Source organism: Sphingobium sp. IP1 (genome assembly GCF_002708645.1).
Lineage (GTDB): Bacteria > Pseudomonadota > Alphaproteobacteria > Sphingomonadales > Sphingomonadaceae > Sphingobium > Sphingobium yanoikuyae.
This window is the reverse complement of record NZ_NOIW01000029.1, coordinates 1-13,992: the sequence shown is the minus strand read 5'-3', so window position 1 is coordinate 13,992 and position 13,992 is coordinate 1. Positions and strand designations below refer to the sequence as shown.

At 65.7% G+C, this 13,992-nt stretch carries 12 protein-coding genes; 6 read left to right on the top strand and 6 right to left on the bottom strand.

The features are described 5' to 3' along the window. Positions 1-68 precede the first annotated feature (68 nt). Both plsY and dprA read left to right on the top strand, forming a co-directional pair. Positions 69-683 carry a glycerol-3-phosphate 1-O-acyltransferase PlsY gene (gene plsY / locus CG471_RS12280; protein WP_004207251.1) on the top strand — a complete coding sequence of 205 codons (615 nt, stop codon included), beginning with the start codon at positions 69-71 and terminating at the stop codon, positions 681-683. Continuing rightward, a complete protein-coding gene (gene dprA, locus CG471_RS12275; protein ID WP_099232055.1) occupies positions 680-1,762 on the top strand; it encodes a DNA-processing protein DprA in 1,083 nt (360 codons plus the stop codon). The genes plsY and dprA overlap by 4 nt, the downstream gene beginning before the upstream one ends. A 21-nt stretch (positions 1,763-1,783) precedes the next feature. Here the strand turns inward: dprA and CG471_RS12270 are convergent, their stop codons facing one another. Next, complete coding sequence (locus tag CG471_RS12270) at positions 1,784-2,695, bottom strand: DUF4253 domain-containing protein (RefSeq protein WP_099232054.1); 912 nt, start codon at positions 2,693-2,695, stop codon at positions 1,784-1,786. Between the two features lie 101 nt (positions 2,696-2,796). On the opposite strand from CG471_RS12270, the gene topA reads away from it, so the two are divergent. Further along, complete coding sequence (gene topA / locus CG471_RS12265) at positions 2,797-5,385, top strand: type I DNA topoisomerase (protein WP_099232053.1); 2,589 nt, start codon at positions 2,797-2,799, stop codon at positions 5,383-5,385. Next, positions 5,382-6,071, top strand: coding sequence for a hypothetical protein (locus tag CG471_RS12260; RefSeq protein ID WP_099232052.1), 690 nt, complete (start codon positions 5,382-5,384; stop codon positions 6,069-6,071). The genes topA and CG471_RS12260 overlap by 4 nt, the downstream gene beginning before the upstream one ends. Positions 6,072-6,128: 57 nt before the next feature. Here CG471_RS12260 and CG471_RS12255 read toward each other — a convergent pair whose 3' ends face one another. The 4 genes from CG471_RS12255 to lepB form a co-directional block, all read right to left on the bottom strand. Then, positions 6,129-7,628, bottom strand: coding sequence for an AarF/ABC1/UbiB kinase family protein (locus CG471_RS12255; protein ID WP_099232051.1), 1,500 nt, complete (start codon positions 7,626-7,628; stop codon positions 6,129-6,131). 53 nt (positions 7,629-7,681) lie between these two features. Further along, positions 7,682-8,575, bottom strand: coding sequence for a GTPase Era (era, locus tag CG471_RS12250; protein ID WP_099232050.1), 894 nt, complete (start codon positions 8,573-8,575; stop codon positions 7,682-7,684). A 204-nt stretch (positions 8,576-8,779) separates the two neighbouring features. Then, positions 8,780-9,460: a ribonuclease III gene (rnc, locus tag CG471_RS12245; protein WP_099232049.1), complete on the bottom strand. Its 681-nt coding sequence runs from the start codon at positions 9,458-9,460 to the stop codon at positions 8,780-8,782. After that, on the bottom strand, positions 9,460-10,284 hold the full coding sequence (gene lepB, locus CG471_RS12240) for a signal peptidase I (RefSeq protein WP_010337902.1): 825 nt from the start codon (positions 10,282-10,284) through the stop codon (positions 9,460-9,462). Before lepB ends, rnc begins: the two co-directional genes overlap by 1 nt. A 189-nt stretch (positions 10,285-10,473) precedes the next feature. On the opposite strand from lepB, the gene pgi reads away from it, so the two are divergent. Further along, a complete protein-coding gene (pgi, locus tag CG471_RS12235; protein ID WP_099232048.1) occupies positions 10,474-11,973 on the top strand; it encodes a glucose-6-phosphate isomerase in 1,500 nt (499 codons plus the stop codon). Between the two features lie 150 nt (positions 11,974-12,123). Further along, the gene (gene gor / locus CG471_RS12230) at positions 12,124-13,470 is read left to right on the top strand and encodes a glutathione-disulfide reductase (RefSeq protein WP_099232047.1); all 1,347 of its coding nucleotides are present in this window, start codon (positions 12,124-12,126) and stop codon (positions 13,468-13,470) included. A 76-nt stretch (positions 13,471-13,546) separates the two neighbouring features. On the opposite strand, the gene CG471_RS12225 is transcribed toward gor, so the two are convergent. Continuing rightward, positions 13,547-13,992 (bottom strand): 2OG-Fe dioxygenase family protein (locus tag CG471_RS12225; RefSeq protein WP_180275698.1); only part of this gene is annotated, 446 nt, incomplete at its 5' end.

Sequence of the window (13,992 nt, the reverse complement as noted above, 5' to 3'; positions counted from 1 at the left end):
CCGATACTGCCCATTGCCTCCTGCGCCTGTCACTCTATGGTCGCGCGCAAATCATACTGGCGAACTTCATGACACCTCCCTGGCTGCTTCCCGCTTTTGTCCTGGTGCTGGGCTATCTGCTCGGCTCGATCCCCTTTGGCCTGCTGCTGACGCGCTTCACCGGCGCGGGCGACCTGCGCCAGATCGGGTCGGGCAATATCGGCGCGACCAATGTGCTGCGCACCGGGCGCAAGGGGCTGGCGGCGGCGACCTTGCTGCTCGACCTGCTCAAGGGTGCGGCGGCCGTGCTGATCGGTGCGGCGCTGGTGGATGGTGGCGGGCCGATGGCGGGCGCCATGGCCTTCATCGGCCATTGCTACCCGGTCTGGCTGCGCTTTGCCGGCGGCAAGGGCGTGGCGACGATGATGGGCGTGGTGACGGCCATGTATTGGCCGGCCGGCATCGTCTTTGCGGTCGTGTGGCTGGGCGCGCTGTTCGGCACCAAATGGTCGTCGGTCGGCGGCATGTCGGCCGCGGTCAGCGCGCCAATCGCCATGTTCGCCTTTGGCCGGATCGATCTGGTGCCGGTCAGCCTGGCGCTCGCGCTGATCGTGCTGTGGCGGCACCGGGCCAATATTGCCCGGCTGCTGAAGGGCGAGGAGCCCAAGGTCGGCAGTTCCAAGCAGAAAGCCGCCACCGAGTGAGCGGGCAGGAGCGGTTCGACCGTCTCCGCCTGATCCGATCCCCGCGGATCGGCCCCGTCAGCTACCGTCAGTTGCTCACGCGCTTCGGCAGCGCGGCTGAAGCGCTGCGCGCCATTCCCATGCTCGCCGCGCGCGGCGGGGGCGAGGCGCGGGTGGCCGATGCTGCCGCGATCGAGCGGGAGATTGCCGCCACCCGCGCGATCGGCGCCCGCTATCTGCTGATGGGCGATGCCGACTATCCCGCGCTGCTGGCCGAGATGGAAGGCGCGCCGCCGGCGCTGATCGTGCGCGGCGATGCCGCAATCGCAGCGCGGCCCTGCATTGCCATGGTCGGCGCGCGTAACGCCTCGGCCGCCGCCTGCCGCTTTGCCCGGATATTGGCGCAGCAACTGGGCGATCGCGGCGCGGTGGTCGTGTCCGGCCTGGCGCGCGGCATCGATACCGAAGCACATCGCGGGGCGATCGACAGCGGCACGATCGGCGTGATCGCCAGCGGCATCGACATCGGCTTCCCGCCCGAAAATGCCGCCTTGCAGGAAGATGTGGCGCAGCGCGGCCTGCTGGTGACCGAGCATCCGCCCGGCACCCAGCCGCTCGCCCGGCATTTCCCGGCGCGCAACCGGATCATCGCCGGCCTTGCGCTGGGCACGGTGGTGGTGGAGGCCGCGCCCAAGTCCGGGTCGCTGATCACCGCAAGACTGGCGACCGAGGCGGGGCGCGAGGTGATGGCGGTGCCGGGATCGCCGCTCGACCCCCGCGCCCAGGGCTGCAACCTGCTGATCCGCGAGGGCGCGACATTGGTGCAGAATGCCGACGACATTTTGGAGGCGGTCGGCGGGCTTGATCCCCGCATGGTGCGGCAGGGCAGCTTCGACTTCATCGGCCAGCCGGTGTCGAGCGATGTCGCCGATGCCGATCGCGCGGCGGTGATCGCCTTGCTGGGGCCGGTCGCGGTGGCGGTGGACGAGATCATCCGCCTGTCAGGCCTGTCGCCCGCGATCGTGCAGACGGTGCTGCTGGAACTGGAGCTGGCGGGCGGGCTGGAGCGACAGGCGGGTGGCCGGGTCAGCTTGCGGTAAACGATTACTCCCCGGATGTGATCAATCCCACCAGAAGAACCACCAATCGGAATCCATTAGACCAGCGGCCAATGGTGCCAGCGTTTCGGTGCCCTGATAGACGATATCTGCGCAATAGTAGAACTGATCGCGAGCAAGGCTGAGAGCCTCTGCCTTCGTGCTGGGTCGGCGGGATGCCCGCATATTGATGGTGTCGCCGTTTAGCCCGATCAACTCCGCGTCATAACGGTGATGCCAGTATCGCAGGGCTGCGACATGGATTTCCGGAGACGGGCAGGCATTCCAGTTGCCCCATCGCAGATAGGCGGGGACTTCATAGGAATGGGGGGTGGGAATGAGGAGGATGTGAACGCGCGGGAAAGCCTTGCCAGTCAGCACATCGCTGGCGATGGTGAAGCCAGGCTGCGCATTGGATGTCGAACTCGGCCATGAACCTTCTGCAGGCATGGCATCCGCTTCCTCATCGTCCCCATATTCATCTTGCCAGAACTGCCTGAGCGCGCCCGGGACATTGACGCCGTCCGCCGCAGCGATGATTTCGGCCGCTGTTTTGGGCAATGACGCAGAGGGGTGTGCTGATTGCGGGAGCATGGCTGGATCATCCAGGCTATATTGCTCCGCGATGCGATCCAGCGCTTCGTCATCGCCGATAATGACTGGCCAGCCTTGGCCCAGGTCATGGAGGCGTTTCCATTCGGAGAGCGCGTCAACCCCCGCAACGGTGAAGCATTCATAGGGAAGGGCGGCACGTAGTTTCTGCCGCATCTCTGCCAGTTTCGTTGGCGAACGATCCTGTGTCCCGCCGTCAGCCTGGCCCGTTGTCGCGTGCCCTTCCTGTGCCTTTCCGCCCAGGATCGCAGCCGCTCCGGCAATGAGCGCTGCCAAAAAATTCCGCCTCATCATTTGTGGCTCCGCTAGGAACGAAAATGTCATGGGGGTGATTCGTTGACGGAGCCAGTCGTTAGATTGGCTTGACGCGTTACGTGTTTGCTCCCCACCTTACACACACACGCGTAAGCAGCTACTGGACCCACATGCAACTTGTCATTGTCGAATCGCCGGCCAAGGCGAAGACCATCGAGAAATATCTGGGCGGGGATTTCCATGTCCTGGCCAGCTACGGCCATATCCGCGACCTGCCGCCCAAGGACGGGTCGGTCGATCCCGACAATGGCTTTGCCATGTCCTGGGAAAATTATGGCGACAAGGGCAAGCAGCTCAAGGCCATCGCCGACGAGGCGAAGAAGGCCACGCGATTGATCCTGGCGACTGACCCTGATCGCGAAGGGGAAGCGATCAGCTGGCATGTGCAGGAAGTGCTGCGCGCCAAGAAGGCGCTGCCGCAGACGGTCGACCGGGTGACGTTCAACGCCATCACCAAGGCGGCGGTGCTGGACGCGATGGCGAAGCCCCGCGCGCTGGACGAGGATCTGATCGACGCCTATCGGGCGCGGCGGGCGCTCGACTATCTGGTCGGCTTCACCCTGTCGCCGGTGCTGTGGCGCAAGCTGCCCGGCGCCAAGTCGGCCGGCCGCGTCCAGTCGGTCGCGCTGCGCCTGGTGGTGGAGCGCGAGCGCGAGATCGAAAGCTTCAGCCCCCAAGAATATTGGTCGATCGCGGCCGAGATGGAGCAGGGCGGGCAGGGCTTCACCGCGCGCCTGGTCCGCTGGAAGGGCGAGAAGATCGACCGCCTGACCATCGGCAAGGAAGGCGATGCCATGGCCGCCAAGGCAGACGTGGAGGCCGGCCGCTTCACCGTCGACAAGGTCGAGACCAAGCCGCTCACCCGCAATCCGCCGCCGCCCTTCACCACCTCGACCCTGCAGCAGGAAGCCGCGCGCAAGCTGGGCTTTTCGGCCAGCCATACGATGCGGATCGCGCAGCAACTCTACGAGGATGGCGCGATCACCTATATGCGTACCGACGGCGTGCAGATGGACGGCAGCGCCATCTCGGCCGCGCGCAAGGCGATCGCGGAACGCTATGACGGCGGCTATCTGCCCGAAAAGCCGCGCCAATATCAGACCAAGGCGAAGAATGCGCAGGAAGCGCACGAAGCCATCCGCCCGACCGAATTCCATCGCGACAAGGTTGGCGGCGGCGATCATGCGCGCCTCTATGACCTGATCTTCAAGCGCGCGCTGGCGAGCCAGATGGCCTCGGCCCGGCTGGAACGCACCACCATCGACATGGTCGACGGCAGCGGCAGCCACACGCTGCGCGCGACCGGCCAGGTGGTGATCTTCCCCGGCTTCCTCGCCCTTTACGAAGAAGGTCGCGACGACGCCGAGGATGACGACAGCAAGCTGCTGCCGCGCCTGAGCGAAGGTGATGCGCCGGCCAAGAAGAAGGTCTCGGCCGAACAGCATTTCACCCAGCCGCCGCCGCGCTTTTCGGAAGCGTCGCTGGTGAAGCGGTTGGAAGAGCTGGGCATCGGTCGCCCGTCGACCTACGCCTCGACCCTGCAGGTTCTGAAGGACCGCGACTATGTGCGCGTCGAGAAGAACCGCTTCTTTGCCGAGGAAAGCGGGCGTCTCGTCACGGCCTTCCTGGAGCGCTTCTTCGAGCGCTATGTCTCCTATGACTTCACCGCGGGTCTTGAGGATGAGCTGGACGAGATCAGCGGCGGCCGCGCCCAGTGGCAGGAAGTGCTCGAGGCCTTCTGGAAGGACTTCAAGCCCAAGACCGCCGAGATCATGGAGCAGAAACCGTCGGACATCACGGCCGAGCTGGACAAGTTCCTGGAGCCGATGCTGTTCCCGCCCAAGGCGGACGGCAGCAATCCGCGCGCCTGCCCGCTCTGCGCTGATGGCCAATTGTCGCTGCGCGGCGGCCGCTTTGGCGCGTTCATCGCCTGCTCCAACTATCCCGAGTGCAAATATACCCGCAAGTTCGGCCAGCCCGGCGGTAGCGATGGCGCCGATACCGGTCCCGAAATCCTGGGCCAGCATCCCGAGACCGGGCAGGACATCGTCAAGAAGTCCGGCCGTTTCGGCCCTTATATCGAGATGGGCGAGGGCAAGGAAGCCAAGCGCGGGTCGATCCCCAAGGATCTGCCCGATGGCGAGATGACGCTCGACTGGGCGATCAAGCTGCTGAGCCTGCCGCGCGAAGTCGGCCTGCACCCGGAAACCGGGCTGCCGATCGTTGCCAATATCGGTCGCTTCGGTCCCTATCTGCTGCATGACGGCAAATATGGCCGCCTGTCCTCGACCGCCGAGATTTTCGAGGTCGGCATGAACATGGCCGTCGCCAAGCTGGCCGATGCAGCCAACAAGGGCGGTCGTGGCGGTTCGTCGCGCGAGCCCTTGAAGGTGCTGGGCAAGCATCCGCGCACCGAGGCGGAGATCAAGCTGATGGCGGGCCGCTATGGCCCCTATGTCACCGACGGCACCACCAACGCGACCCTGCCCAAGACGATCGAGCAGGATGCGCTGACCCTGGAGGAAGCCGCCCAGCTGATCGACGCGCGCGCAGCGGCGGCCCCGGCCAAGAAGGGAAAGAAGGCGCCGGCGAAGAAGGCGGCGGCCAAGAAGCCTGCGGCAAAGAAGGAAGCGGGCGAAAAGAAGCCCGCCGCCAAGAAGGCTCCGGCCAAGAAGAAGGCGGAGACCGCCAAGGCATGATCGGCGCCATGGCGGGGCGTGCCTGCGCCATCGTCGCCCTGCTGCTGTCGGCGGCCAGCCCCGCGCTGGCCGCCGAGCCGGAGGTCGTGCGCTTCCAGGTCGGCGACAAGGAACTGCACTGGACCGTGCCGGAGGGCTATTGCCCGCCTAAGGGGCAGATGGCGTCGCTGGCGCAGATGATGGCGACCATGGACACGCAGAATGTCACGGTCCTGACCCTCTATGCCTGTGACGCGACGCTGACGAAGCTGGATCGCTATATCCTTGTCAAGGCGCCGGTCGCGGCGCTGATGGCGACGCTGAAGCGGGACCAGTTCCTGAAGCTCATGGAAGCGGAGTTCGACACGCCCGCGTTCAAGGCGTTCCTGGACAAGGACGATACCAATGTGGCGATCGACAAGGGGATGGAGACTCTGTTCGGCGCCAAGACCCAGACCAGCGGCAAGGTGGTGCCGATGGGGATGGACGATAGCTGCGCGATCATCGGCGGATCGATGACGATGCAGACCCAGCAGGCGCAGGTGGCGATCGGCGTCGGCGGCTGCCTGACGACGGCGGCGGGCAAGGCGATCCTTGTCGCGGCTTATGAAGGCTATGACGGGCCGGACACGGTCCGCACGCTGGTGCAGCGGTCGCGGGACTTTGCCTTGTCGATAATCGCCGAGAATGAAGCGCCGACGAACTGATCGGCTGACCAGTTTATCGCCTGCTTCGTTGCTGCGCGGACCGGAACAGGTGACAGCCTAGCCGAAATATTGCGTGGCGGCGATCAGGGCGCCGGCGGCCAGGATGGCGGCGGCGATCCATTTCGTGCCATTGTCGGGCGATGGTGGCGTGGCTGCTGTTGCGTCTGCCTCCAGCCGGCGGGTGAGGGCGCGCAACAGGCGCGGGGCGTCGTCGGCGATGCGCGAGAGTTCGAGCAGCAGGGCGACGGTCTTTTCCGGGGCATGGGCGGCTGCGACCTGGTTCATCACCAGCCGGCCGCGCGCCTTCTGCAGCGCCTGCGACAGGTCGAAGCCGGGCTGGATCGCGCCCAGCACCCCGTCCATCGTGATCAGCGCCTTGAAGATGAGGGCGAGGTCGGGCGGCAGCACCAGCCCCTCCTTGCGTAGCAGCGGAAAGAAGTCGGCGACCATGCGCGTCAGCACCAGCGGGCCGCTGCCGTGGCGGGCGACCAGTTGCTCGGCGGCGTCCAGCACCCGGCCGGGATCGGGCGCGCTGGCCTTTGACCAGAGCAGCAGCGTGTCGGCCAGGGTGCGCGCGTCGCCGGAGCGGAGCGAGAGGATGAAGGACAGGAATTCCTGCCGCCGCCGCGCACTGACATGGCCGATCAGGCCGAGGTCAAGCAAGGCGAGCCGGTCACCGGGCAGGCAGAGAAGGTTGCCGGGATGGGGATCGCCATGGAAGCGACCATGGACCAGCACCATGTCGAGCACCAGCGCCGCGCCAAGGTCGGCGATCGCGGCCGGATCGATGCCGGCGGCGCGCAAGGCGTCGCCGTCGCGTGGTGGCACCCCGTCGATATAATCCATCACCAGCACGGTTTCCGCGCAATAGGTCCAGTGGATCGCCGGGATGAGCACGGCCGGGTTGTCGGCCAGGTCTTCGCGCAGCCGGTCGGCATTGCGGCCTTCCTGGGTGAAATCCAGTTCCTCCAGCACGGTGTCGAGCAATTGCTTCACCAGCGCCTGCGGCTGGAAACGCCGCGCCTCGCGGCTGCTCGCTTCGACGATGCCCGCCAGATGGGTGATGAGGCGCAGGTCCGCCTCCATCGCCTTGCGGATGCCGGGGCGACGGATCTTGACCACCACCTCCTGCCCGTCGCTCAGCGTGGCGCGATGGACCTGCGCCATGGAGGCGGCGGCGAGCGGGGCCGTGTCGAAGCGGGCGAAGGCGGTCTCGACCGGTTCGCCAAGCACCGCTTCGAGGCGTGGGCGAAGCTGGTCGAAGGGCAGGGTGGGCGCGTCGCTGTGCAGCTTGCCGAATTCGGCGATCCACGCCTCGGGCAGCAGATCCTGCCGGGTGGCGAGGATCTGGCCCAGCTTCACATAGGTCGGGCCGAGCGCTTCCATCGCCTGCCGGGTGCGGCGGGGCAGGTCGGGCGGATCGGCGGTGGCGCTGTCATCGCCTTTCGCCAGTCCCAGCCGGGCTAACAGCATGCCCAAACCGAAGCGGGTCGCGACGCTGGTAATCTCGGCCAGTCGTGCGCGATCCCGCGTGGCCACCATGATGGTCTTGAGCATGATGGCTCAACGACCGGGGCGGCGATTATGTTTCGCTTGTGCAGCGAAGTGGATCAGTCGACCCAGTCGAGGCCGATGTCGCGATAGATGAAGCGGTCTTCTTCCCAGTCTTCCTTCACCTTCACATGGAGGTAGAGGTGGACCTTGACGCCCAGGAGGTTGGCCAGTTCGGCGCGCGCCTTGGACCCGATTTCCTTGAGGCGCTGCCCTCCTTTGCCGAGGACGATCGCGCGCTGGCTGGAGCGGCCGACCAGGATCTGCTGGTGGATTTCGACCGAACCGTCGTCGCGTTCCTTATACTGCTCGGTATCGACCGCGGCGGCATAGGGAAGTTCGGCGTGGAGCTGGTGATACAGCTGTTCGCGGGTGATTTCGGCCGCGAGCATGCGGTCGGTCGCGTCCGACACCTGATCCTCGGGGAAGTGCCACGGCCCTTCGGGCATGGCGTTGGCAAAGGCGGTCTTGAGTTCGGGCAGGCCGTCGCCGGTCGCGGCGGAAACGAAGAAGGTCTCCTCGAATTCCAGCTCCTCATAGAGGCGCTGGGTATGGACCAGCAGCTTTTCCTTGACCGCGATGTCGACCTTGTTGAGCACCAGCCATTTGCGTTCCGGCCGGGCTTTCAGCGCAGCGATGATCGGCTCCATCTTGGCGCCAAGGCCAGCCTTGCCATCGACCAGCAGGACGATCAGGTCGGCGCCCTGCGCGCCGCCCCAGGCAGCCTGTACCATCGCGCGGTCGAGGCGGCGGCGCGGCGCGAAGATGCCGGGCGTGTCGACCAGCACCATCTGCGCCTCACCCTCGATCGCGACGCCCATGACGCGGGTGCGCGTGGTCTGCGCCTTGGGGCTGGTGATCGCCACCTTCTGCCCGACAAGCGCATTCACCAGCGTCGACTTGCCGGCATTGGGGGCGCCGACGATGGCGATGACGCCACAGCGCTGATTCATGTCCGAAACGTCCAAAAAAATACTCCGTTCGCACTGAGCCTGTCTGCTCAGGAAATATAGGTCGTCATGCCAGCGAAGGCTGGCATCCCGCTTCTTTCTTCCCGGTAAGAAGAAAGGGAGATCCCAGCCTTCGCTGGGATGACGGAATGACATGCTTGTAGCCTAGTGCGCCGTCTGAGGAAACAGCGGCGGACGGCGAAGCGCTTAGCCCGCCAATTGCTCCAGCAGGGCTTTGGCGGCGGCGGTTTCGGCTTCCTGCTTGGAGCCGCCGGTGGCGCTCGCCTCGCCCGCGCCCTTGATCGATACGGTGACGGTGAAGCGCAGCGCATGGTGCGGCCCCGACCGGTCCGTCATCACATATTCGGGCGGCTTGCGCTTGTTCGACGCGGCCCATTCCTGCAGCGCCGACTTGGGATGGCGCGGCGCGGCGGTCTGGGTATCGACCCGGTCGCCCCACAGGTGGCGGACCAATGTGCGTGCCTCGTCCAGCCCGGCCTCCAGATAGAGAGCGCCGATCAGCGCCTCCATCACGTCGCCCAGCACATTGTCGCTGTCGGCGGCGCCATCGTCGCGGGCCTGCTTGCCCAGCACCAGATGGGCGGGCACGCCGGCAGCGCGGGCCACCTGCGCGCAGGTCTCGCCCGAGACCAGTGCGTTGAAACGGCGCGACAGCTTGCCCTCCGGCTCGGCCGGGAAGCGGTCAAAAAGCCATTCGGCGATCAGCAGCCCCAGAATGCGGTCGCCCAGAAATTCCAGCCGCTCGTAATTTTCCGCCTTGGCGCTGCCATGGGTCAGCGCCTGTTCGAACGCGGCGGGGTTGATCGGCGCGCGGCCGATCAGCGCGATCAGCCAGGCTGCGCTATCAGGCCTGTGCGAAGCCACCATCAAAAGCCTTCCCCGATCCGGCTCCAGCGCGCGGCGGTGAACCAGGTCCAGGGCAGCAGCCAGTTGGCGCTGCCGTCGGTCGAGAAGACGGAAACCAGCGCCTTGCCGACCAGATTTTCCTCGGGAACGAGGCCGATGCCGCCGCCTTCGACCGCTGGGAAGCGGCTGTCGGCGCTGCGATCGCGATTGTCGCCCATCATGAAGAGATGGCCTTGCGGCACCAGCACGGTGTCACGGTCGTCGGCGGCGCCATCGGGCACCAGGTCGAGGACGTTGTAGCTCTTGCCGCCCGGCAGCGTCTCGCGGAACTGGGGATAGCGGCACTGCTTGCCACCGCCCGGCGCGGCCTGTTCGAATTCGGGGCGATAGCAGGGGGAGGGGCTGCCTTCCTTCTGCGCGGCATCTTCCATGTTGGGCGTCACCGGAATGACGAGGTCGGCGACCTTCTGCTTCGGGATCGCCTGGCCATTCAGATAGACGGTGCCGCCCCGAACCGAGATCATGTCGCCCGGCAGGCCGATCACCCGCTTGATATAGTCGTTCTTCTGGCTCGGCGGCGCCTTGAACACCACCACGTCGCCGCGCTGTGGTGTCGAGGCGAAGATGCGGCCGGGGATCAGCGGCACCGAGAAGGGCAGCGAATAGCGCGAATAGCCATAGGGCCATTTGGCGACCAGCAGATAATCGCCGATCAGCAGGCGCGGCTGCATCGATTCCGAAGGGATGTTGAACGGCGAGACGATGAAGCTGCGCAGGACGAAGACGAACACCGCCAGCTTGGCGAGGAACCAGATGAAGTCCCGCGTTTCCGATTTTGCGCTCATGTCTGCCTAATGTTCCTTCAAGATCGTGCCGCGCTGCGACGTGTCACTGCGGCCTGTCGCGGCTTTTGCGGGGTCGCCCGCGCCGCGTCAAGCGCGTGGACGATGCAATGCGTGCCGCTTTTGGATAAGGAGAGGAAGAATCGACCGGTGCAGCGTCGATATCGACCAACGACCAAGAGGATCTCCCGCATGTCCAGTCCCGCACTGGCGGCCCTTGCCGCCCTGCCTCAAGCTGAACTCAAGACCATCTTCGAGAGTGATCCCGACCGCCTGTCCAAGCTGGTGCTGAGCCACGGGCCGCTGCGCTTCGACTGGTCCAAGACCCATCTGACCGACGATCTGGTCGACGGCTTCCTGAAGCTGGCGCAGGAACAGGATTTCACCGGCCGGCGCGAGGCGCTGTTCGCCGGTGAGGCGGTCAACAATACCGAAGGCCGCGCCGCCGAGCACACCGCGCAGCGCGGCGTCGGCAATGCCGACAGCGTGGCGCTGGCCAAGGCGCTGCACAATCGCACCCGCGCGCTGATCGACGCGATCGAGGCAGAGGCGCTCGGCCCGATCCGGCATATCCTGCATATCGGCATCGGCGGGTCGGCGCTCGGCCCGGACCTGATCGTCGATGCGCTGGGCGGCGACGGCATGCGCTATGATGTCGCGATCGTCTCCAATGTCGACGGCACGGCGCTCGAAAAGGCGATGGACGCCTTCGACCCCGACGCCACGCTGATCGCGATCGCGTCCAAGACCTTCACCACCAGCGAAACCATGCTGAACGCGGCGAGCGCAATCAACTGGATGGTCGAGGCGGGTGTCGAGGATCCCTATGGCAAGGTGATCGCGCTGACCGCCGCGCCGGAAAAGGCGATGGAATGGGGCGTCGACGAGACCCGCATCCTGCCCTTCCCCGAAAGCGTGGGCGGCCGCTATTCGCTCTGGTCGTCAATCGGCTTCCCCGCCGCGCTGGCGCTGGGCTGGGGCGCGTTCGAAAGCCTGCTGGAAGGTGCGGCGGCGATGGACCGCCATTTCCAGCTGACCGATCCGCGCGAGAATATCCCGCTGATCGCCGCCTTCGTCGATCAATATTATGCCCGCGTGCTGGGCTGCGAGACCCGCGCCCTGTTCGCCTATGACGAGCGGCTGGCGCTGCTGCCCTCCTATCTCCAGCAGCTGGAGATGGAGAGCAACGGCAAGTCGGTGAAGCTGGATGGCTCGCCGGTCGATGGGCCGACCGCGCCGATCACCTGGGGCGGCGTCGGCACCGATGCGCAGCATGCCGTGTTCCAGCTGCTGCACCAGGGCACGATCCTGACCCCGGTCGAGTTCATCGCCTCGATCGAACCGGGCAATGCGCTCGATCCGGCGCATCATCGCGCGCTGCTGGTCAACTGCTTCGCCCAGGGCGCGGCATTGATGCGCGGCAAGGACAACGCCGATCCGGCCCGCGCCTATGCCGGCAACCGTCCGTCGACCACCATCCTGATGGACGATGTGAACCCGCATGCCCTGGGCGCGCTGATCGCCTTTTACGAGCATCGCACCTTCGCCAATGCCGTGCTGATGGGGATCAACCCCTATGACCAGTTCGGCGTCGAACTGGGCAAGGAGATCGCCAAGTCGATCGAGGCCAATGGTCCGACCGGTTTTGATCCCTCGACCATGGCGCTGATCGAGATCGCACTGGGCGAATAAGGCAATAACGACCGTTTGCTTCGGGCATGTCGGGAAATCCTTCTCGGCAGGCTAGAAGCGAACGGAAGTTGCAGCAAAAATTCCCATTTGTAACTGCGCCGTCCAGCCGCCATATCCGCCGCCAAGAATGTGCGCCGAGCGGAGACTGGCATGAGCGATTATGATTTCGACCTTTTCGTCATCGGCGCAGGATCGGGCGGGGTGCGTGCGTCGCGCGTCGCCGCCGCGCATGGCGCCAAGGTCGCGGTGGCCGAGGAATTTCGTGTCGGTGGCACCTGCGTCATCCGCGGCTGCGTGCCCAAGAAGCTGCTTATCTATGGCGCGCATTTCGCCGAGGATCTCAAGGACGCCCGCCGCTTCGGCTGGAATGTGCCGGACTGCGGTTTCGAATGGGCGACGCTGCGCGACAATGTGCTGGCCGATGTCGACCGGCTCGAAGGGCTCTACACCAATACGCTCAACAGCCATAAGGTCGAGCTGATCGCCGAGCGGGTGACGGTGACCGGGCCGCACAGCGTGAAGCTCGTCAGCGGACGTGAAGTGACCGCCAAGGTCATCCTGGTCGCGACCGGCGCCTGGCCGCTGATCCCCGAGGTGGAGGGCGCCGAACATGGCATCACCTCCAACGAGGTGTTCCATCTGGACGAATGCCCTAAGCGCATCGTCATCGTCGGCGGCGGCTATATCGCCAATGAATTTGCCGGCATCTTCCATCAGTTCGGCAGCCATGTGACGATGGTCAACCGGGGCGGCACGCTGCTGCGCGGCTATGACGAGCAGATCCGCGACCGCCTGCTCCAGATTTCGACGATGAAGGGGATTAATTTCCGCTTCAACGCGCAGATGGAGAAGATCGAGAAGAAGGAGGATGGCACCTTGTGCGTCCACTTCAAGAATGGCGATCCGGTCGCGGCCGACATCGTGCTGTTTGCCACCGGCCGCCGCCCGCACACCGACGGGCTGGGGCTGGAGAATGCCGGCGTCGAGATCGACGACAAGGGCGCGATCAAGGTCGACGAATATAGCCGCACCAGCTGCGAGAGCATCTATGCGGTGGGCGACGTCACTGACCGGCTGCAACTGACCCCGGTCGCGATCCGCGAGGGCCATGCCTTTGCCGACACCGTGTTCGGCAACAATCCGCGCACCGTCGACTATAGCTGCGTGCCCTCGGCCGTGTTCAGCCATCCGCCGCTGGCTGGCGTCGGCCTGACCGAAGCGCAGGCCAAGAATAAATATGGCACGGTGAAGGTCTATACCTCCGACTTCCGGCCGATGAAGAATGTGCTGGCCGGGCGCGACGAGCGGGCGCTCTACAAGATGGTCGTGGACGCGACCACCAACAAGGTGGTCGGCCTGCACATGATCGGCCCGGATGCGCCGGAAATCCTGCAGGCAGCCGCCGTCGCGGTGAAGGCGGGCCTCACCAAGCAGGATTTCGATGATACGGTCGCGCTGCACCCCAGCATGGCCGAAGAACTGGTGCTGCTGAAATAATCCTCCCCGCCTGCGGGGAGGGGGCCGCTGGCGAAGCCAGGGGTGGAGGGGGCGTGCCGTCGGCCAGCCCCCTCCGTCATCGCTGCGCGATGCCACCTCCCCGTGCCGGGGAGGATTGAAAGGTAATCACCAGCGCATCGCGCCAGGCGGGCTTGTGGGGATCGACGGCGTGGATTTCGGTTACGCCGTGGAAGATGCGATGGTCATCGATCAGCATCGCGTCGCCCGGCTGGGCCAGGGTGAATTCGCCCATCGGCGTGCCATCGGCGGCGCCGATGCGGGTGACGCCCTCGCGCACGTTGCGGCGCTCGACTAGCATCACGAAGACCCGGTCGACGCCGTCGCGGTGCATGCCCTCGGGCGTGGGACGGCCAAGCTCCCCCGGTTTCGCCTCGATCCGGAACTGGTGCATCTCGACATGCCAGTCGCCCGATGACGCCGGATCGAAATGGCCGGCGCAAAAGGCCAGCAGCGCCTGCGTCGCCGGCAGCGCGATCGTCGCGTCCTCGACCGGATCGAACC

Coding starts and splice junctions, on each gene's coding strand:
- plsY (WP_004207251.1), top strand. CDS start 69: ATGACACCTCCCTGGCTGCTTCCCGCTTTTGTCCTGGTGCTGGGCTAT.
- CG471_RS12270 (WP_099232054.1), bottom strand. CDS start 2,695: ATGACATTTTCGTTCCTAGCGGAGCCACAAATGATGAGGCGGAATTTT.
- topA (WP_099232053.1), top strand. CDS start 2,797: ATGCAACTTGTCATTGTCGAATCGCCGGCCAAGGCGAAGACCATCGAG.
- CG471_RS12260 (WP_099232052.1), top strand. CDS start 5,382: ATGATCGGCGCCATGGCGGGGCGTGCCTGCGCCATCGTCGCCCTGCTG.
- CG471_RS12255 (WP_099232051.1), bottom strand. CDS start 7,628: ATGCTCAAGACCATCATGGTGGCCACGCGGGATCGCGCACGACTGGCC.
- era (WP_099232050.1), bottom strand. CDS start 8,575: ATGAATCAGCGCTGTGGCGTCATCGCCATCGTCGGCGCCCCCAATGCC.
- rnc (WP_099232049.1), bottom strand. CDS start 9,460: ATGGTGGCTTCGCACAGGCCTGATAGCGCAGCCTGGCTGATCGCGCTG.
- lepB (WP_010337902.1), bottom strand. CDS start 10,284: ATGAGCGCAAAATCGGAAACGCGGGACTTCATCTGGTTCCTCGCCAAG.
- pgi (WP_099232048.1), top strand. CDS start 10,474: ATGTCCAGTCCCGCACTGGCGGCCCTTGCCGCCCTGCCTCAAGCTGAA.
- gor (WP_099232047.1), top strand. CDS start 12,124: ATGAGCGATTATGATTTCGACCTTTTCGTCATCGGCGCAGGATCGGGC.